20 protein-coding genes are annotated in these 17,405 nt (G+C 69.2%); 8 read left to right on the plus strand and 12 right to left on the minus strand.

The features are described from left to right. Window positions 1–81 precede the first annotated feature (81 nt). Together H521_RS0114595 and H521_RS0114600 are read right to left on the minus strand one after the other, a co-directional pair. Window positions 82–1,071, minus strand: coding sequence for an aldo/keto reductase (locus H521_RS0114595; protein ID WP_022893768.1), 990 nt, complete (start codon window positions 1,069–1,071; stop codon window positions 82–84). Between the two features lie 104 nt (window positions 1,072–1,175). Continuing rightward, window positions 1,176–2,084, minus strand: coding sequence for a PhzF family phenazine biosynthesis protein (locus H521_RS0114600; RefSeq protein WP_022893769.1), 909 nt, complete (start codon window positions 2,082–2,084; stop codon window positions 1,176–1,178). A gap of 77 nt (window positions 2,085–2,161) precedes the next feature. Here H521_RS0114600 and H521_RS0114605 point away from each other — a divergent pair, with 77 nt between their 5' ends. Beyond that, window positions 2,162–2,773 carry a GyrI-like domain-containing protein gene (locus H521_RS0114605; RefSeq protein ID WP_022893770.1) on the plus strand — a complete coding sequence of 204 codons (612 nt, stop codon included), beginning with the start codon at window positions 2,162–2,164 and terminating at the stop codon, window positions 2,771–2,773. A gap of 94 nt (window positions 2,774–2,867) precedes the next feature. Here the strand turns inward: H521_RS0114605 and H521_RS0114610 are convergent, their stop codons facing one another. From H521_RS0114610 to H521_RS23605, 3 genes are all read right to left on the minus strand, one after another. Beyond that, on the minus strand, window positions 2,868–3,260 hold the full coding sequence (locus tag H521_RS0114610; RefSeq protein WP_026482317.1) for a VOC family protein: 393 nt from the start codon (window positions 3,258–3,260) through the stop codon (window positions 2,868–2,870). A gap of 144 nt (window positions 3,261–3,404) precedes the next feature. Continuing rightward, window positions 3,405–3,878: an SRPBCC family protein gene (locus H521_RS0114620; RefSeq protein ID WP_022893772.1), complete on the minus strand. Its 474-nt coding sequence runs from the start codon at window positions 3,876–3,878 to the stop codon at window positions 3,405–3,407. Next, a complete protein-coding gene (locus H521_RS23605; protein WP_022893773.1) occupies window positions 3,875–4,327 on the minus strand; it encodes an ArsR/SmtB family transcription factor in 453 nt (150 codons plus the stop codon). The genes H521_RS0114620 and H521_RS23605 overlap by 4 nt, the downstream gene beginning before the upstream one ends. 164 nt (window positions 4,328–4,491) lie before the next feature. Here H521_RS23605 and H521_RS0114630 point away from each other — a divergent pair, with 164 nt between their 5' ends. From H521_RS0114630 to H521_RS23610, 3 genes are all read left to right on the plus strand, one after another. Beyond that, on the plus strand, window positions 4,492–4,926 hold the full coding sequence (locus tag H521_RS0114630) for a VOC family protein (RefSeq protein ID WP_022893774.1): 435 nt from the start codon (window positions 4,492–4,494) through the stop codon (window positions 4,924–4,926). A 159-nt stretch (window positions 4,927–5,085) separates the two neighbouring features. Continuing rightward, window positions 5,086–7,206, plus strand: a complete 2,121-nt coding sequence (locus H521_RS0114635; protein WP_022893775.1) for an amylo-alpha-1,6-glucosidase — start codon at window positions 5,086–5,088, stop codon at window positions 7,204–7,206. A gap of 14 nt (window positions 7,207–7,220) precedes the next feature. Further along, window positions 7,221–8,261, plus strand: a complete 1,041-nt coding sequence (locus H521_RS23610) for a glycosyltransferase (protein WP_022893776.1) — start codon at window positions 7,221–7,223, stop codon at window positions 8,259–8,261. 6 nt (window positions 8,262–8,267) lie between these two features. Here H521_RS23610 and H521_RS0114645 read toward each other — a convergent pair whose 3' ends face one another. The 3 genes from H521_RS0114645 to H521_RS0114660 form a co-directional block, all read right to left on the minus strand. Then, complete coding sequence (locus tag H521_RS0114645) at window positions 8,268–8,645, minus strand: TFIIB-type zinc ribbon-containing protein (protein WP_022893777.1); 378 nt, start codon at window positions 8,643–8,645, stop codon at window positions 8,268–8,270. A gap of 228 nt (window positions 8,646–8,873) precedes the next feature. Continuing rightward, window positions 8,874–9,080 carry a cold-shock protein gene (locus tag H521_RS0114650; RefSeq protein WP_022893778.1) on the minus strand — a complete coding sequence of 69 codons (207 nt, stop codon included), beginning with the start codon at window positions 9,078–9,080 and terminating at the stop codon, window positions 8,874–8,876. Window positions 9,081–9,530: 450 nt separating this feature from the next. Then, entirely contained in the window at window positions 9,531–10,187 is a 657-nt protein-coding gene (locus tag H521_RS0114660) for a UdgX family uracil-DNA binding protein (protein WP_022893780.1), read from the minus strand. Between the two features lie 60 nt (window positions 10,188–10,247). Here H521_RS0114660 and H521_RS0114665 point away from each other — a divergent pair, with 60 nt between their 5' ends. After that, window positions 10,248–11,090, plus strand: a complete 843-nt coding sequence (locus H521_RS0114665; RefSeq protein WP_022893781.1) for an NAD-dependent epimerase/dehydratase family protein — start codon at window positions 10,248–10,250, stop codon at window positions 11,088–11,090. A 60-nt stretch (window positions 11,091–11,150) separates the two neighbouring features. Here the strand turns inward: H521_RS0114665 and H521_RS0114670 are convergent, their stop codons facing one another. After that, entirely contained in the window at window positions 11,151–11,354 is a 204-nt protein-coding gene (locus tag H521_RS0114670; RefSeq protein WP_022893782.1) for a cold-shock protein, read from the minus strand. Between the two features lie 366 nt (window positions 11,355–11,720). Here H521_RS0114670 and H521_RS23615 point away from each other — a divergent pair, with 366 nt between their 5' ends. The 3 genes from H521_RS23615 to H521_RS26480 are packed head-to-tail and all read left to right on the plus strand — an operon-like array spanning window position 11,721 to window position 14,053. Next, window positions 11,721–12,287, plus strand: a complete 567-nt coding sequence (locus tag H521_RS23615) for a VanZ family protein (protein WP_022893783.1) — start codon at window positions 11,721–11,723, stop codon at window positions 12,285–12,287. A gap of 52 nt (window positions 12,288–12,339) precedes the next feature. After that, window positions 12,340–13,176, plus strand: a complete 837-nt coding sequence (locus H521_RS0114680) for a sulfite exporter TauE/SafE family protein (protein WP_022893784.1) — start codon at window positions 12,340–12,342, stop codon at window positions 13,174–13,176. Next, the gene (locus tag H521_RS26480; protein WP_022893785.1) at window positions 13,166–14,053 is read left to right on the plus strand and encodes an NINE protein; all 888 of its coding nucleotides are present in this window, start codon (window positions 13,166–13,168) and stop codon (window positions 14,051–14,053) included. Before H521_RS0114680 ends, H521_RS26480 begins: the two co-directional genes overlap by 11 nt. A 26-nt stretch (window positions 14,054–14,079) precedes the next feature. On the opposite strand, the gene H521_RS0114690 is transcribed toward H521_RS26480, so the two are convergent. The 3 genes from H521_RS0114690 to H521_RS0114700 are packed head-to-tail and all read right to left on the minus strand — an operon-like array spanning window position 14,080 to window position 17,405. After that, complete coding sequence (locus H521_RS0114690) at window positions 14,080–15,528, minus strand: Ig-like domain-containing protein (RefSeq protein ID WP_156891471.1); 1,449 nt, start codon at window positions 15,526–15,528, stop codon at window positions 14,080–14,082. Next, on the minus strand, window positions 15,518–16,327 hold the full coding sequence (locus H521_RS0114695; RefSeq protein ID WP_084512422.1) for a TIGR03943 family putative permease subunit: 810 nt from the start codon (window positions 16,325–16,327) through the stop codon (window positions 15,518–15,520). Before H521_RS0114695 ends, H521_RS0114690 begins: the two co-directional genes overlap by 11 nt. Further along, on the minus strand, window positions 16,320–17,405 hold the full coding sequence (locus H521_RS0114700) for a permease (RefSeq protein WP_022893788.1): 1,086 nt from the start codon (window positions 17,403–17,405) through the stop codon (window positions 16,320–16,322). Before H521_RS0114700 ends, H521_RS0114695 begins: the two co-directional genes overlap by 8 nt.

Raw genomic sequence — 17,405 nt, forward strand, 5'->3', positions numbered from 1 at the left:
GACCACTCGTATCGCGCAGGACACTCGATATCCACGGTCCCGTGCGACACGAGTGGTCCCGATCGGGGGCGAGTCAGCGGGCTACCAGCGCTCGTGCACCGAGGGGCGGATGTCGCGGTCGTAGAGGTCTCGCACGACGGCGTCGACCGAAGCCGGCAGGTGCAGCGACCCGGCCGCGGCGTTCGAGCGCGCCTGCTCGGGCGAACGGGCACCGGGAATCACCGAGCTCACGCCGGGCTGCGCCGCGATCCAGGCGAGGGCGGCCTGCGCCGTCGTCGCAGCGGGCACGGCCTCACGGGCCACCGCGGCGAACTCGGCGGCGGCGCGCACGCCCGTCTCGTAGTCGACGCCCGAGAAGGTCTCGCCCACGTCGAAGGACTCGCCGTGCCGGTTGTAGGTGCGGTGGTCGTTCGCGGCGAAGAGCGTCTCGCTCGTGTACCGCCCCGAGAGCAGCCCGCTCGCGAGCGGAACCCGGGCGATGATGCCGACGCCGGCCGCGTCGGCGGCCGGCAGCACCTCGTCGAGCGGCTTCAGCCGGAACGCGTTCAGAATGATCTGCACGGATGCCACGTGCGGCCGAGCGATCGCGGCGAGGGCCTCGTCGACCCGCTCGACGCTGACGCCGTAGTTCGTGATCGCACCCTCGGCGACGAGCGCGTCGAGCGCGTCGTAGACGGCGTCGTCGCCGTAGACCGACGTCGGCGGGCAGTGCAGCTGCACGAGGTCGAGCGTGTCGACGCCGAGGTTCGCCCGCGAGCGGTCGGTCCACGCCCGGTAGTTCGCGAGCGAGTAGTTGGCGTGCTCCTGCGGCATCCGTCGCCCCATCTTGGTGGCGACCGTGACGCCCGAGTCGGGGTTCGCCCGAAGCCAGGTGCCGATGAGCGATTCGCTACGACCATCGCCGTACACGTCGGCGGTGTCGAAGAAGGTGACGCCCGCCGCGTATGCGGCGTCGAGCACGGCGAGCGCGTCGGCCTCGTCGACCTCGCCCCAGTCGGCGCCGAGCTGCCAGGTGCCGAGTCCGATGATCGAGACGGTGCGGCCGGTGCGGCCGAGGGTGCGAGTCTGCATGGTGCTCCAAGTGGTGAGGTGCGTGCGGGTGGATCGTGATGAATCAGTGGTGACGGTGGTGGCAATGGCACCGGACCGCGAGTTGGATGCTGGGCGCTGGGCGCTCAAGCGCCGGTCGGCGCCGTGATCGGCACGGCTCGCCCGCTCACGACGATGCCGCCGCTCGCCGGGATGTCGACCGTGAGCTCGCCCGGCCGGCCGACGTGCCGGCCCTGCTCGATCACGATTCGGGCGGGCGGTTCGACGAGTCCGAGGCCGCGCAGATACCCGCCGACCGCGGCAGCGGCGGAACCGGTGGCCGGGTCTTCGGTGATGCGCCCGACGGGGAAGAGGTTGCGCGCCCCGAAGCGTTGCGGCGGGACGACTGGGCCGGTGTCGGCGTCGGCCGCAGCGAGCGGGTGCAGCACGGTGATGGTCGCCGGCCAGCCCTGTGCGTCCATGAAGGCTCGCACGGCCGTGGGCTCGAAGCCGAACCCGTCGAACACGGCGGACTCGGCGATCACGAGCACCGGATGCCAGTTGCCCGCGAAGGCGAGTCGCGGCGGGTACCGTTCGGCGATCTGCGAGCGGTCGAGGCCGAGCAGGTCGAGCAGTGCGTCGAGCACGAACTCGGGAATCGGCGCGAGTTGCGTATCGACGCTCGTGAACGCCGCGCGGATGCCGCCGTCGGGGTGCTCGCTCGTCTCGATGACGATCTCGCCGACGGGCGTCGAGAATCGCACCGTGCGTGCTCCTGCACCGACGCCGTCTCGCGCTGCGAGGGCCACCGCGGTCGCGACGGTGGCGTGCCCGCAGAACGGCACCTCGGCGATCGGCGAGAAGTACCGAACGACGTGCGCGTCGCCGGCGCGGCCGGTCACGAACGCGGTCTCGGCGTCGTCGACCTCTGCGGCGATGCGCTGCATGGCCGCGTCGTCGAGCGCCGACGCATCGAGCACGACGCCGGCCGGGTTGCCGCCCGACGCATCGCCGGTGAACGCCGCGTAGCGGAGTACCTGTGGAGATTCGGTCATGTCTCGATGCTGTCATGAGCACGCCGGAGCGTGCATCACGTCCGCCGATGTCGCCGGGCGGTGCCAGACTGGCCGGCATGGCGGCGAAGTACGATCCCAAGCGCGAGATCTCGAGCTACACCGCACGATCGGGGCGCTTCGACGTCATCGACGTGCCCGAGCTCGCGTACTGCATGATCGACGGTCATGGCGACCCCAACACCGCGCCCGAATACGCCGCGGCCGTCGAGGCGCTCTACGCCATCTCGTACACGGTGAAGTTCCGCAGCAAGCGCGAGCTCGACCGCGACTACGTCGTGGGCCCGCTCGAGGGTCTCTGGAGCGCCGACGACCCTTCGACGTTCGTCACGCGCGAGAAGTCGGCGTGGTCGTGGACCATGATGATCTGGCAACCCGACTGGCTCACGTCCGAGCTCGTCGCCGAGGCGACGTCGGCTGCCACGGCCAAGGCCGCAGCCGCCGAGCGAGTGCGGTTCGAGCGACTCACCGAGGGGCGGTCGGTGCAGACCCTGCACCTCGGCTCCTACGACGACGAAGGGCCAACGCTCGCTCGGCTGCACGACGAGTTCATGCCAGAGCACGGACTGCGCTTCAACGGCCGGCACCACGAGGTCTACCTCGGCGACCCGCGGCGCACAGCCCCCGAGAAGCTGCGCACCATCTTGCGGCAGCCGGTCGCCGAGGGCTGAACCGGCCGATCGCGGCTCGCGCCACGCCCGGCCGGCGGCGCCGAACTCAGTGCTCCTGATCGGCGCCGAACCGCCCGCGAGCCTCGACCGGAATCTACGGCTGCTCGGCACGGGCCTTGATCTGCTGCACGACCCACGTGTTGCCGTCGAGATCGGCGAAGCCGAAGAAGGTGCCGCCGTCGCGCGGGTCGAAGCCGGTGATCTCACCCGCCTCGATGCCCCGGCTCAGCAGCTCTTCGCGGGCGGCGACGGCGTCGGCGACCACGAGCTGCAGGCCGTGCATCGAGCCCGGTGCCATCTCGTTCTGCGAGGGAAGCGAGCCGATCACGATCGAGCAACCCGAGCCCCGCGGGGTGAGTTGCGCAACGTGCATGTGCTCGTTCGTGGTCTCGTGATCGAGGTCGAATCCCACCTTGTCGCGGTAGAACTCGATCGCGCGGCCGAGGTCGCTCACCGGAACGATGACGACTTCAAGTGTCCAGTCCATGACGTGATCTCCATTCACTTGGTCGGTGCTCGCTACTGCGGGCTGCGGGTGCTCGAGTGGGCGAATTTGGTCGTGTTCGATCGCGAAATCGACCAACTTCGCCCACTCGAGGCATGAATCGGGCGGATCGAGTGGATCCGGCACTCAGGCGGCGAGCACGCCGTCGAGGCGCTCGTAGCCTTCGCGCAGTCCCAGCTCCATGTTCGACTGCACCATGCCGTCGCGTGCCTCGACGCTCGGGTAGGTGGAGTGGATGCGGAGCTTGGTGCGCCCGTTGCCGAGGTCTTCGAACGTCATGGCCTCGATGGCCACGACGTCGGGAAAGCCCTCGAACTCGAAGGTCTGGATCGCGAACTCGTTCTCGCGCACCGAGTGGAAGGTGCCGTTGAACGCGTAGGTCTCGCCGTCGGTGCCCGTGTGCAGGTAGCGGTACCCGCCCTGCGGCACGAAGTCCCAGCGCTCGATCTGCATCTCGTAGCCGTTCGGGCCGAGCCACTGCTTGACGAGCTCTGGATCGCGGTGCGCGTTGAAGAGGGCGGCGACGGGAGCGTCGAACTCGCGCTCGATGTCGATGAAGGGCAGCCCCTCGGGGACGGTGATGGTGACGGGGTTCGTCATTGTTCCGACTCTTTCGTGTTGGTGCCGGCGGGCTCGCCGGCAGCGGAGGTGACAGTGCTGCCGCCGCGAGACTCGGTGAGTACGTCACGGGCGACGGATGCCGCGGCGTCGTGGCCGCGGTCGGTGGCGAGCAGCGCGTCCAATGCGCGGAACTGCTGCTCGTGGATCAACCGGTAGCGGTCGATCCACGCGGTGAGCGCTTCGAGCTGGGCCGCCTCGAGGTGCACGGGTCGGCGCTGAGCATCGCGGGTTCGCGTGACGAGCCCGGCGTGCTCGAGCACCTGGATGTGCTTCGACACGGCCTGCTTGGTGATCTGGAACGGTTCGGCGAGCTCGTTGACCGTGGCCGGCCCGCGGCTCAGGCGGGCGATGATGCCGCGGCGCACCGGGTCGGCCAGCGCCATGAAGGCCCGGTCGAGGCGGTCGTCTGCGCTCGGATCGACGATCATCACCTGCTCCTTTCTCAACCAATTCATTGATCAACCATTTGGTTGATTACAACTGTACGACGGTCGAATGCCGCTGTCAACACCTCATCCCGTGAAGCCTTGCCGACCCGCCGCCGAGCGAGGAGGATGCCCTCACACGCACCGACACCTCGAAAGGCTGCATCATGGTCACGCTCAACCCGTACCTCAACTTCCGCGACAACGCGCGGGAGGCGATGGAGTTCTACCACTCGGTATTCGGCGGGGAACTCACGTCGAGCACGTTCGCCGACTTCGGCCAAGCCGACGACCCCGCCGATGCCGACAAGATCATGCACAGTCAGCTCGAAGCGGAGAACGGCCTCGTCCTGATGGGCGCAGACACCCCGAGCTCGATGCCCGACCCGGGTTCGAGCGGGCCCATCTCGGTCTCGCTCTCCGGCGATGCCGGCGACGATGCCACGCTGCGCGGCTACTGGCAGAAGCTGCTCGACAGCGGCTCCGAGATCGTGCCGCTCGAGGTCGCTCCCTGGGGCGACGCCTTCGGCATGTGCACCGATCGCTACGGCATCACCTGGCTCGTGAACATCGGCGGCCCCGAAGGCACGCCGGTCGAGTAGGAGCGCCGGCGCAGTATCGAGACCAGCCCCAACCCAGCCAGCGGTGAAGGCGCCGCTGTCAATCCCCTCGTGCTTGGGTTCGTCCGTGCGTACCGTGAATCGGTGTGACCGGCGTCGCGAGCATGGCGCCGGTCGGTCGCTCACCCGAAGGGCTGACTCATGACGGGCTGGAACACGGACACGCTTGCGCAGTCGGCGGGAGCCGGCGCCATCACGATCGTCGAGGGCTCGTCGTTCTGCGTATCCCACGCGAACGGCGACATCGTTCCCGAACTGCCGCACGGGATGTTCTTCCGTGATACCCGGCTCGTGTCGCGCTCGACCCTGCTCATCGACGGCGCACCCATCGAACCGCTGTCGGCGATGACCCCTGAACCCTTCCGGGCGCTCATCGTCGGGCGCGCCGGACACCTGCCCGACCGAGCCGACACGCCGCTCACCGTCGAGCGCGACCGCCGCGTCGACAGCGGGCTTCGCGAGAAGATCACGATCCACAACTACTCGCGCGAACCGATGTCCTGCCGAGTCGAGCTCGCGCTCGAGTCCGACTTCGCCGACATCTTCGAGGTGAAGGAGGAACGTGCCGGCGGCGCCGCCCACCCGCTCCTCGCCGGCTCAGACGGGCGGTTGCGCGCCGAGTCGGAGCACACCCCCGCTCGTCTCGGTCTCGTCGTCACTGCCGCCGGTGCATCAGTCGACGCCGCGCGCCTCGTCTTCGACGTCAGCCTGCCGCCGCACGGAAGCTGGACGCAACGCATCGTGATCACCCCGACGCTCGATGGCGACGAGGTCGTGCTCGACCCGATCGGGGCTCCCCTGCACGAGACGAGGCCTGCCCGCAGACTCACCCAGTGGCAGTCCTCCATCTGGGTGCCGACGATCGACGACGACGACGTCGAGCGCATCATCCTGCAGAGCCAGCGCGACCTCGGCTCGCTCCGCATCTTCAATCCCCGGCATCCCGAGCGTGCTGTCGTCGCCGCCGGTGTGCCGTGGTTCATGGCGCTCTTCGGCCGCGACTCACTGATCGCCTCGTATATGACCCTCGGCCTCGATCCGACGCTCGCCGTCGGCACATTGCAGACCCTCGCCGAGCTGCAGGGCACGACGTTCGACGCGGCATCCGAGGAGCAACCGGGCCGCATCCTGCACGAGGTTCGCCTGGGCGCGACCACGAACCTCGCCCTCGGCGGCGAGTCGGTGTACTACGGCACCGTCGACGCCACGCCACTGTTCGTGTTCCTGCTCGGCGAGCTCGCCGCATGGGGCGCCCTGCCCGACGACGCCGACGAACTCGTCGCGGCGGCCGATCGTGCGCTCGAGTGGATCGAACGCGACGGCGATCGTGACGGCGACGGCTTCGTCGAATACGCACGGCTCAACGACTTCGGCCTGATCAACCAGGGCTGGAAGGACTCGTGGGACGGCATCAACTTCGCCGACGGCGCCCTCGCCGAGGCGCCGATCGCGCTGTGCGAGGTGCAGGGATACGTGTATGCCGCCTACCGCGCGCGGGCGACGATCGCCGAGTCCCGCGGCGATGTCGAGGGCATCGCCCGGTGGAACGCGAAGGCCGCCGAGCTGAAGGTGCGTTTCAACGAGCGGTTCTGGATCCCCGAGCGCCAGTGCTTCGCCGTCGCACTCGACCGCGACAAGCGACAGGTCGACGCATGCGCCTCGAACATGGGCCACTGCCTGTGGAGTGGCATCGTCGACGACGACAAGGCTGCGGCCGTGGCCGAATTGCTGCTCTCAGAGACGATGTTCACTGGCTGGGGCGTGCGCACCCTCGCCTCCGACATGGGCGCTTACAACCCGGCGAGCTATCACAACGGCTCGGTCTGGCCGCACGACAGCGCCATCGTCGCCGCCGGCCTCATGCGCTACGGCTTCGTCGAGCAGGCCCACCGCGTCATCGTCGGGCTGCTCGACGCGGCGACCCACTTCGGCGGGCGCCTGCCCGAGCTGTTCTGCGGCTTCGATCGCGAGCAGTACGCGGAGCCCGTCGTGTACCCGGCGTCGTGCTCACCGCAGGCCTGGGCCGCTGCCGCGCCGTTCCTGCTGCTGCGCAGCATGCTGCGGCTCGATCCCTCTGTTCCCACGGGCGAGCTCTGGCTCGCTCCGGCGATCCCGCCCGAGTTCGGTGGCATCCACCTCGTGAACGTGCCGTTCGCGGGGGCGCGCGTCTCCCTCGACATCGGCGGCGACGACACCTCGGTGACGGGGCTGCCCGAGCACATCACCCTGCACACGGCTCCGCGCGGTGCCTCCCGCGCCTGAACAGGAGGTGCCCCATGCGGATCGGCATCATCGCCCCGCCGTGGATTCCCGTGCCACCCCCGGCCTACGGCGGCATCGAATCGTTCATCGACACGCTCGCCCAGGCGATCGTGCGAGCCGGCCACCAGGCCGTGCTCGCGGCATCCGGCGACAGCACGTCGCCCGTCGAGCGGCTGCCCGGCTTCCCGCCCTCGGGCTCCGACACGATGGGTCTCACGACGCACGAACTCCGGCACCTCATTCGGGCGTACGCGCAGCTCGACGACGTCGACGTGATCGTCGACAACACGCTAGCGGGCCCGATCCTGGCCCGCACGGCAGCCACCGCACCGGTCGTCACGATCGCACACGGCCCGTTCATCCCGCTCGTGCAGGAGCTCTACGGTGCCGCGTCGCCCGACATGACCTTCGTCGCGATCTCACACCACCACGCCTCGACGGCCGGGACGGTCCGCATCGCACGGGTCATCCATCACGGCATCTGCGTCGCCGACGTGCCGATCGGCCCGGGCGGGAACGACGCCTGCTTCGTCGGACGCATGAATCCGACGAAGGGCGTGGTCGAGGCGATCCTCGTCGCGGAGCGCGCCGGCATTCCGTTGCGCATCGCCGCGAAGATGCGGGAACCTGCCGAGCGGGCGTACTTCAACGAGGCGGTGCGCCCGATTCTCGGCCGCAACGCGGAGTACATCGGCGAGCTGTCGACCGCCGATGCCTGCGCGCTGATGGGTGCGTCGTGCGCGCTCGTCAACCCGATCCAATGGGACGAGCCCTTCGGTCTCGTGATGATCGAATCGCTCGCCGCTGGAACCCCGGTCGTGGCGACGCCGCGCGGGTCGGTTCCCGAGCTCGTCGACGACGGCGTCACCGGCTTCGTGCGGGCCGGCATCGACGAACTCGCGGCCGCGCTCGGCGATGTCACTGCGCTCGACCGAGCCGATTGCCGGGCGAGGGCCGAAGCCGACTTCACCGATGCCCGGATGGCGCGGGACTACCTCGACCTCTTCGCCGACGTCATCTCGGCCGACCCGTTGGCGCGCCTGGAGACGGCATGACCCCGATCAGTCGAAGAGTTCGGAGAGCCAGCTCTCCTTCTTCTTCTTGCGGTACCCCTGGTCGCCGTAGCCGCGGTTGTCGTAGCCACGGTTGTCGCCGCGGTTGTCGTAGCCACGGTCGTCGTAGGGCTGCTGGTACCCCTGCTGTCCGTACGCCGGGGCGGCGGGCTGCGCCGGCCGGGCGGGCTGCGCCGGGGCGGCGGGCGGCGTCGGTGCCGCCGGTGCCGCCGGTGCGGCGCCCGAGAACTCGCGAGAGCCGCGCTCGATGATCTTGTCGAGTTCACCGCGGTCGAGCCACACGCCGCGACAGGTCGGGCAGTAGTCGATCTCGATGCCGCTCCGCTCGCTCATCACGAGCACGGTTCCATCACTGGGGCACTGCATTGGGGGCTCCTCCTTCGGGGCCGACCGTGACCGATCGGGACTGATCGGGATGTTCGACGAGTCGAGCCTACGGAGCGAAGCTTTGAGGAAGCTCAGCGGCCCGAAACGCACAGAGCGGATGCCGCGGCGCTTGCCTCACGAAGAGGCGGCTGCCGCGACATCCGCTCGTTGATCAGGTTCGACGTGCTCGTTGAGCGCGCCCACCCCGATCGAAAGGGATGCGAGAACTTACGAAATGACCGTGATGTTCTCAGCCTGCAGGCCCTTGGGGCCGCGGGCGGTCTCGAATTCGACCTTCTGGTTCTCCTCGAGCGAGCGGTAGCCGCCCGATGCGATCGCGCTGAAGTGCGCGAAGACGTCGGCCGAGCCGTCGTCAGGAGCGATGAAGCCGAAGCCCTTGTCGGCGTTGAACCACTTGACGGTTCCGGTAGCCATATTCTTTTCCTTCTGTAAAGCCGAGCCGCCGAAACGGCTGCGACGTGCACGACCTCAGGTCGTGCGGGGTTCCGACGGCGACGTCCGCCGCCGGAAGTTGATGGTGCGAGTGAATCGCACGTGATGCGCCCGCGCTGCCCCGACTGAACGGTCGGTGGCGCGAGTAGCGACGATGATGGATCTGCGGGAGAGGTGTGATCGCTTCGGCTCGACGACACTCGACGAGCACGCGATGTCGCTTCTCGTGACGAGTGTGGAACGGGTGCGGGGCGTCTTCGCCTGCATCGCACCGAGAGCTTCGGCGTGAGAGATGTTTACTTCGTCCCGACTTGTCGTTGACTTCCCAGCCGTGTCACGCGGGGAGAAGACCCCCACTGCAGATATCACCACTCTAGCCCCATCGCATGTGCGCCCGCTGAGAAAACTTCGACGACTTCGGAACGAACGCCATCAGACCGCCGCGGATGCCGCTGTGCGGAGGTCGTCGACGAGTGCTGTGAACGCGGCTGCGCGGTCGTCGGCATCCTCGATGCGCAGGAGTGCAGAGGGGTGCGTGGTGACGAGGATCGGCGCCGGGAGCGCCGACGCAGACCCCGCGGCATCCGGCAGCAGCACCTTGCCCCGCAGCTGGCCGATGCGCACCGGGCGGCCGAGCACCGCTCGCGCCGCAGTGGCGCCGAGCGCCACGACGATCGACGGATCGACCGCCTCGAACTCGGCCTCGAGCCAGGGATGACAGGCGACGATATGGCCGACGGCGGGCTTCTCGTGGATGCGGCGCTTGCCGCGGCGCTCGAACCGGAAGTGCTTGACCGCGTTCGTCAGGTAGATGCCCTCGCGCGGGATGCCGGCGGCATCAACCGCATCGGCGAGCACTCGCCCGGCCGGGCCGACGAAGGGCTCGCCCTCGAGGTCTTCGCGGTCGCCGGGCTGCTCGCCGACGAGCATCATCGACGCGCTCGCCCGGCCGCGTGAGAAGACCACCTGCGTGGCATCTCGCCAGAGCTCGCAGCCCCGGCACTGCGGCGCGGCCAGCCGCAGTTCGTCGACTCCCGCGGCCGCCGGCACCCACTGTTCGGCGCCCGGGCGTGCTTCGAGCTCAGCCATGCGTCGAGCCTAGGCACGCAGGCGCGCGCCGTCAGGGGGTTGCGGTGCAAGACTTGACCCATGCGCATCGTCGTCACCGGAGGCTCGGGCAAGCTCGGCCGCACCGTCGTCCGCACGCTCCGCGACGAGGGCCACGAGGTCGTGAACCTCGATCGCTTCGGCGAGCGCGAGAGCGTCACTCGCGTCGACCTCACCGACTACGGCCAGGTGATCGACGCGATCGCCGGTGTCGACGACCGGCACTCGGGAACCGACGCGATCGTGCATCTCGCGGCGATCCCCGCACCCGGCATCGCGAGCGACGTCGAGACGTTCCACAACAACATCACGTCGACGTTCAACGTCTTCCAGGCGGCACGCCGGCTCGGCATCACCCGCATCGTGTACGCCTCGAGCGAGACCGTGCTCGGCCTGCCGTTCGACGTACCGCCGCCGTACATCCCCGTCGACGAGGAGTACCCGGCGCGGCCCGAGAGCACCTATTCGCTCGTGAAGCACCTCGAAGAGCAGCTCGCGATCGAGCTCGTGCGCTGGAATCCCGAACTCTCGATCACGGCGCTGCGGTTCTCGAACGTCATGGACCCCGACGACTACGCCGCGTTCCCGTCGTTCGACGGCGACGCGAGCCTGCGCAAGTGGAACCTGTGGGGCTACATCGACGGCCGCGACGGCGCCCAGGCCGTGAGTCGCGCGCTCGCGAACGCCGGGCCCGGCTTCGAGCGGTACATCATCGCCGCGGCCGACACCGTGATGTCGCGATCGAACGCGGAACTCGTCGCCGAGATGTTCCCCGGCGTATCGATCCGCGGCGAGCTCGGCGTCAACGACACGCTGCTGTCGATCGAGAAGGCGCGACGCGAGCTCGGCTTCGCACCCGAGCACTCCTGGCGCGACGCGAGCTGAAGACGACGAACGCCCCCGCGGCCGAGGCTGCGGGGGCGTTCGCGTCGTGAGTTCCGAGGCTTAGAGGCCGCGGATGTTCTCAGCCTGCAGACCCTTCGGGCCCTGCGCGACCTCGAACTCGACCTTCTGGCCCTCTTCGAGCGAACGGTAGCCGTTGCCCGAGATGGCGCTGAAGTGCGCGAAGACGTCGGCAGAGCCGTCGTCGGGAGCGATGAAGCCGAAGCCCTTTTCGGCGTTGAACCACTTGACGGTTCCGGTTGCCATACTGCTGTCCTTCTGTCGTCTAGGGCTGCTGGTGCAAGCCCGATGCGATCGACGGTCGATCGCTGCCCCGCACGGCGGGTTGCCGACGGAGCGGGGGCGAGGGGCGGGTGTGCGCTCAGGCATCCGCCGTCTCGTATCGGGTCATGCCACGCGGATGGGTCCGCCTCCGGGCAATCAGATGGAGGCACGGGCGAGCGCCCGCCTGATGGAGGAATCAGTGAACACACCCTATCGGGTGACGTTCAGCTTCACACGGTACGCGACCGAATCGTGATCTAGGAAGAGTCGGGCGCGAAATTCGCCGTCGTGAGCGGACACTCGGAAGGATGCCAGCGCGCTTGCAGTCAAAGGGTGCAGAATCGTGGGATGAACCGCCGCCCCCTCGGTCTCGTCGCCGCTGCCTACGCAGCCGTCGTGCTGTGGGCGACCATCGGTCCGGCGCCGTGGCGCACGGCGGGCAACCAGGTCGACGGCGGCATCCTGAACCCCGACGCGTGGACCGCTCCGGTCACGTGGACCACCGGGTACTTCTCGGAGATCGCGCTCAACGTCGTGATCTTCGTGCCGATCGGCGTGATCGCGGCACTGCTCCTGCCCCGACGGCGCTGGCCGCTCGCACTGCTCATCGGCTTCGGCTTCACGACGTTCATCGAGCTCGTGCAGTTGCCCGAGCTCGATCGCATCTCCGACCCCCGCGATCTCGTGATGAACACCTCGGGCGCGATGCTCGGCGTGCTGCTCGTGCTGCTCGCCCGCGGCGTGCGTCGCGCCGGCCTCGTCGCCGACGAGTTGCGCGAGGCCGGGTTCGCGCCGGCCGACGAGATCGACGCGCTCGACGCCCCACTCGAGCCCGCCCTCGTCGCGGAGCCCTCGGTCGTGACCGCCGACCCCGCGCCCGACCTCGTCACCGCTCGCTCCGAGCAGGCTGCGTAGCCCCAGGCGCACCCAGACCGCCGCGGCCATTGCACCCCAGTACAGTAGGCGGGTGACCTCCGTCGAGCCGCCCGTTCCGAAGGCGCACGCACCCGTCTCCTGGCTGCGGCTCGCCCTCATCGGCGCGATCGGCGGCCTGCTCTCGGGCGCGTTCGGGGTCGGCGGCGGCATCCTGATGGTGCCCCTGTTCGTGGCCTTCGCGGGCATGGATCAGCGGCGCGCCTCGGCCACCTCGCTCGCCGCGATCGTGCCCACCGCGATCGCCGGCTCGATCACCTACTTCCTGAGCGGCGAGGTCGCCCTGATTCCCGCCTTGTTCGTCGCTGCGGGCGGCATCGTCGGATCGTGGCTCGGCGCGCTGCTGCTGCGGCGCCTGCCGCTCGGCTGGCTGCGCTGGCTCTTCATCGCGCTGCTCGTGGCGGTTGCCGTGCGCATGCTGCTCGTCGTGCCCGAGCGGGCTGCCGCGCAGGTCGAACTCGACGCCCTCACGATCGTCGGCATGGTGGGCCTCGGCCTCGTGATCGGCGTCGCCTCGGGTCTCTTCGGCATCGGCGGCGGGCTCGTCATGGTGCCGGCCTTCATCGTCTTCTTCGGCATGAGCGATCTCGTCGCCAAGGGCACCTCGCTCGCGGTCATGATCCCCACCGCCGTCAGCGGCACCATCACGAACGCCCGCGGCGGCGTCGTCGACCTGCGCGCCGGTCTCATCGCCGGCGTCGCGGCCACCGCGGCCTCGTTCGGCGGCGTCGCGCTCGCGCACCTGCTGTCGCCCGAGTGGTCGACGTGGCTCTTCGCGGCACTCGTCGTGATCGCCGCTGTGCAGCTCACGGTGCGCGCCGTACGGTTGCAGAAGAAGGAGCAGAAAGAGAGGGGCGAGCGTGTCGCTTGAGCCTGAGTCCGAGCGTGCCGCCGGTTGGTACGACGACGAATCGGATGCCGCGCTGCTGCGCTACTGGGACGGCAGCGCCTGGAGCCCGCACACGGCGCCGAAGCCCGCGGATGCCGCGCCGCGCCCGTTGCCCGCCGCCTCCGGCCCGACCGCCTCTTCGTCTGCTCCACCCGCTCCCCCGGCAGCGCCCCCGGCGCCCGTCTTCGTGCCTGCGGCGGCACCGCCGCCACGCTTCGGCTCCGGTTCGACCCCAGTTCCCGCCTTCGACGACATCGACGAGTCGACGACCGCCCGACCCGCGCGCGCCACCCCCGCCGCCGATGCAGCGACCGCAGCATCAGCACCGTTCGCGCCGGCGGCGCCGCCCGTCTTCCCGGGCACTGCGCCCGCGTTTCCGGGCGCGGCCGTGCCGCCGCCTCCGCCGGCCCCGGCGCTCGTCTTCCCGTCGCACACCCTGCCGGCTCCGCCGCCGCCCTACGGCGTCGAGGAGCAGACGACGGCACCCCTTCCTCCGGGGTACAGCGCCGACGCGGCATCCGGCCCGCAGTTCTCCTACGACGCCTACCGCTCGGCCGGTCGCACCTTCGTCGCGACCTGGCTCTTCGCCATGCTGCTCGGCTTCTGGGGCGCCGACCGCTTCTACCTCGGCAAGTACGGCACTGCGATCGCCAAGCTGCTGACCCTCGGCGGGCTCGGCATCTGGGTGCTCGTCGACCTGCTGCTCGTGCTCACGGGCGCGCAGCGCGATCGCGACGGCCGGGCGCTCGAGGGATACGAGGAGCACAAGCGCATCGCCTGGATCGTGACCGGTGGGCTCGTGGCTCTCTCGTTGCTCTCGAGCATCGTGTCGACGACCGTCGGCCTGCTCGGGCGCTGATCAGGCGCTGACGCGAGCGGTGCAGCTCAGGTGCACCAGTCGGAGAACCCGCCCGACATCGTCAGTACCGTGTGGCCGCTCGCGATCTCGACGACCGAGGTCATCGTCTCGGTGAACCCGGGATTGTCGGAGTAGCCGTCAGGGCGCCCGCTCTCGGCCGAGGCCGCGACGGCGACGTACTGTCCGTTGGGCGAGACGCAGTACTCGCGGATGATGCTCGTCTCGCTCGCAGGCGCGTACACCTCGCGCAGTTCGCCCTCGTCGCCGACCTCGGCGAGCATCGACGTGCGAACGTTGCGATCGCCCTCGACCGCGAGCGCCACGAGCGAGATGAGGTACGTCGAGTCACGGTCGAGCATCGTGATCGGCCCGGGATAGACGTTCTCGGCGATGTCGGCGGAGGCCAGCTCGAGCGTCGTGGTGGTGCCGTCGGCCAGGTCGATGCGCGCGCCGCGATCGGGATCCGCGACGATCAGCTGCGAAGTGCCCGGCACGAAGCCGCGCAGCTCGGTGTGCACGCCGAGCGGTGACGCCGGCTGCTGGGTGATGACGTCGACCATGAAGACCGATTGCTCGAAGTCCTGCGCCACGAGCGAGGTCGTGCCCGGAACGAACATCCACGACGAGACGTTCGACTTCTCGCCGTCGAGGCCGAGCACCGGCAGCAGGTCCATGCCGCCGTTCGGCGAGAGGTCGATCACGATGAGCTCGCTGTCGAATTCGCGCACGCCGTCGATCTCGGGCGAGCTGAGCACCAACGCGGCGAGCTGGTTGGTGGTCGAGACCGCGAGATCGCGAATCGAGGCGCCCCTGGGGATTCCGAACTGCTGCGGCTCGCCGTCGCGCGCATCGGTGACGAAGAGCAGGTTCGACCCGTCCTCCTCGATGGTCACGGCGAGCACCAGATCGCCGTGGTGGGCGAACTCCTGGATGCGCGGCGCCTCGAACACCGTCTCGGGGTCGCCGCCGTCGAGCGGCTTGCGCTGCACCACGTCGGGCTCGCCCTGGTCGCTGCGCCGCGTGAGCGTGTAGACGTCGACCCCGGGCGTCGTGAATTCGTATTCGATGGTCGACGGCGTGGGCTGCACCGCACCGACGACCCCGGGCACTCGCACCGTGTAGTCGGTCGAATAGGCGAGCGGCGCATCGAAGGTGAGCATGATCGTGCGGTCGTCGATCTCGGCGGTCACCGCGGCTGCGGGCTCGACCGCGATTCCGGTCTCGTCGATCGAGGCCACGGGCTGGTTGACCTCGAGGGTGAGTCTCTGCCCGGCGAGCACTGTCGTGCGCTGCACATCGAGTTGCGCGTCGTTCAGCCGCGGGCCCTGGGTGATGTTCGCGAACGCGAACGCTCCAGCCGCGAGCGCGAGCACCGCGATGCTGCCGGCCAGCCGCCGCGCGAATGTATTTGCCCGCGCGGCACCGGGCTCGTCGGTCGGCCGCGCGTCAGAGGACAACTGCGTGTCAGTAGACATAGGGATCGCTCGGCTCCTCGATGCGCTCGAGTTCCTCGGGCACCAGCACGAGTGGATCGGTTCCCGTCTGCGCCGGGTTCGCGGCCAGTGCTCCGGATGCCTCGACCCATTGATCAGCCTCGTAGTCGTCTTGCCAGCCGGGCAGGTAGACCGGCACTCCGACCGGCTGGGCGTCGATGGCGCAATGGGTCACGACGAACCGCGTGATGAAGAAGACGTTCTCGGAGTCCTCGGCCGAGGCGAGCACGAATCCGCTCGCAGTGACGGGGGTGCCGGTGTAGGCGTCGACGTCGGGGTTCTGTCGAAGCAGGACAGCCCAGTCCTTCACGGTGAAGCTCGAGGTGTCGGCGCCGACGAGGGTGGTGCCTCCCTGGTTGATCGCCGAGGTGTCGCTGTTGATGCTGCGCTGGGCGGCGACCGCCGAGGTCAGCGTCGCCGGCGGGAGCACGAGGAGCGCCAGGGTCGCGCCGACGACGATCATCGCCGCCAGCGCGGTACGGATCTTGCCGGGCGGTGTCGACGATGCGTGCTCGTGCTCGTGCTCGTGCTCGTGCAGCTTGCCGTGAGGCACGGGCGATGCGGCATCTGCCTCGCTCACATGCTCGTCGTCGAGCGGGGGGAAGGCGAACGCGGCGACCACGAATACGGCTCCGATGCTCGCCATGAGGATCGCGAACCACGAGGTGTCGGGATTGATGTAGAGCCCGAGCTGGCCGGTCAACGCGAGCCAGACCGTGGCGACGATGCCGACGAGGGCGAGCACGACGCCCTGCCAGCGCGCGATGAGTCGTCTACGCAAGGGTGTTCACCGCCAATCCGAGTGCTGCACTCGCGAGACCCACCACGACCGTGACCTGCACCAGGGTCTTGGCCGTGAACGTCGTGCGCATGAGCGCGAGCATCTTGACGTCGATCATCGGCCCGAACACGAGGAAGGCGACGATCGCGCCCGGCATGAAGGTCGAGCCGAACGCGAGGATGAAGAACGCGTCGACGTTCGAGCAGATCGCGACGACGAAGGCGAGCGCCATGAGCGCGAACACCGAGAGGATCGGGTTCTGGCCGAGCGTCAGGAGCACGTCTCGGGAGACCGCGACCTGGATGAGGCCGGCGACCGCCGACCCCACGAAGAGCGCCGGCAGCATCGCCCCGGTCTCCTTCGCGAACATGTCGACGCTGCGCCGGCTGCGCGTGGCCGGCACCTCGTCGTGGGCATGGGCGCAACTCGCCTGGAACTTCGGGGTGAGCAGGCTCATCGGGCTCGGGTGCCGACTGTAGATCCAGCCGATGAGGTTCGCGATGACGAAGCCGCCGAGGATGCGCGAGACGAGGATGCCGTCGGACCAGCCGAACGCCTGATACGTCGTGATGATCGTGACCGGGTTGAGGATCGGCGCTGCGAGGAGGAACGTCATCGACTCCCCGACGGTCAGCCCGCGCATGATCAGCCCGCGAGTGAGGGGCACGTTGCCGCACTCGCAGACGGGCAGCAGCACTCCGAGGAGCGAGAGCGTCACTCGCCGCACCACCGCATTCTTCGGCAGGTGGCGCAGCAGGAACCCATCGGGCAGCCAGACCTGCACCCCGATCGAGAGCAGGATGCCGAGGAAGACGAACGGCAGGCTCTCGATGATGACGCTGATCGAGAGGGTGAAGAAGTCTTGCACCGTGTTCGAGAGCACATCGCCGAGCGCCTCGGGTGCGAAGACGCGGATGCCGAAGAAGAGCAGCACGAGGCCGAGACCGAGCGCGAGACCGAGGCCCGCGCGGCCGCGCGGCCGCTCGAGGCGACCGTGATGGTGCTGGTGCCCCGGCGCGTGCGGTCGCGACGGAGATCGCGGTGCGCGGCGCGGATCACGGAGCTGGGGGCGACTCAT

This window comes from Agromyces subbeticus DSM 16689, from assembly GCF_000421565.1.
Lineage (GTDB): Bacteria > Actinomycetota > Actinomycetes > Actinomycetales > Microbacteriaceae > Agromyces > Agromyces subbeticus.

What these genes read in the sequence shown, in the direction of transcription:
- H521_RS0114620 (WP_022893772.1), bottom strand. Translation starts at nt 3,878, where the DNA reads ATGACGAACCCCGTCACCATCACCGTCCCCGAGGGGCTGCCCTTCATC.
- H521_RS23615 (WP_022893783.1), top strand. Translation starts at nt 11,721, where the DNA reads ATGAACCGCCGCCCCCTCGGTCTCGTCGCCGCTGCCTACGCAGCCGTC.
- H521_RS0114665 (WP_022893781.1), top strand. Translation starts at nt 10,248, where the DNA reads ATGCGCATCGTCGTCACCGGAGGCTCGGGCAAGCTCGGCCGCACCGTC.
- H521_RS0114635 (WP_022893775.1), top strand. Translation starts at nt 5,086, where the DNA reads ATGACGGGCTGGAACACGGACACGCTTGCGCAGTCGGCGGGAGCCGGC.
- H521_RS0114595 (WP_022893768.1), bottom strand. Translation starts at nt 1,071, where the DNA reads ATGCAGACTCGCACCCTCGGCCGCACCGGCCGCACCGTCTCGATCATC.
- H521_RS0114600 (WP_022893769.1), bottom strand. Translation starts at nt 2,084, where the DNA reads ATGACCGAATCTCCACAGGTACTCCGCTACGCGGCGTTCACCGGCGAT.
- H521_RS0114650 (WP_022893778.1), bottom strand. Translation starts at nt 9,080, where the DNA reads ATGGCTACCGGAACCGTCAAGTGGTTCAACGCCGACAAGGGCTTCGGC.
- H521_RS23610 (WP_022893776.1), top strand. Translation starts at nt 7,221, where the DNA reads ATGCGGATCGGCATCATCGCCCCGCCGTGGATTCCCGTGCCACCCCCG.
- H521_RS0114605 (WP_022893770.1), top strand. Translation starts at nt 2,162, where the DNA reads ATGGCGGCGAAGTACGATCCCAAGCGCGAGATCTCGAGCTACACCGCA.
- H521_RS0114670 (WP_022893782.1), bottom strand. Translation starts at nt 11,354, where the DNA reads ATGGCAACCGGAACCGTCAAGTGGTTCAACGCCGAAAAGGGCTTCGGC.
- H521_RS0114700 (WP_022893788.1), bottom strand. Translation starts at nt 17,405, where the DNA reads ATGAGTCGCCCCCAGCTCCGTGATCCGCGCCGCGCACCGCGATCTCCG.
- H521_RS0114645 (WP_022893777.1), bottom strand. Translation starts at nt 8,645, where the DNA reads ATGCAGTGCCCCAGTGATGGAACCGTGCTCGTGATGAGCGAGCGGAGC.
- H521_RS0114660 (WP_022893780.1), bottom strand. Translation starts at nt 10,187, where the DNA reads ATGGCTGAGCTCGAAGCACGCCCGGGCGCCGAACAGTGGGTGCCGGCG.
- H521_RS0114630 (WP_022893774.1), top strand. Translation starts at nt 4,492, where the DNA reads ATGGTCACGCTCAACCCGTACCTCAACTTCCGCGACAACGCGCGGGAG.
- H521_RS23605 (WP_022893773.1), bottom strand. Translation starts at nt 4,327, where the DNA reads ATGATCGTCGATCCGAGCGCAGACGACCGCCTCGACCGGGCCTTCATG.
- H521_RS0114690 (WP_156891471.1), bottom strand. Translation starts at nt 15,528, where the DNA reads ATGTCTACTGACACGCAGTTGTCCTCTGACGCGCGGCCGACCGACGAG.
- H521_RS0114610 (WP_026482317.1), bottom strand. Translation starts at nt 3,260, where the DNA reads ATGGACTGGACACTTGAAGTCGTCATCGTTCCGGTGAGCGACCTCGGC.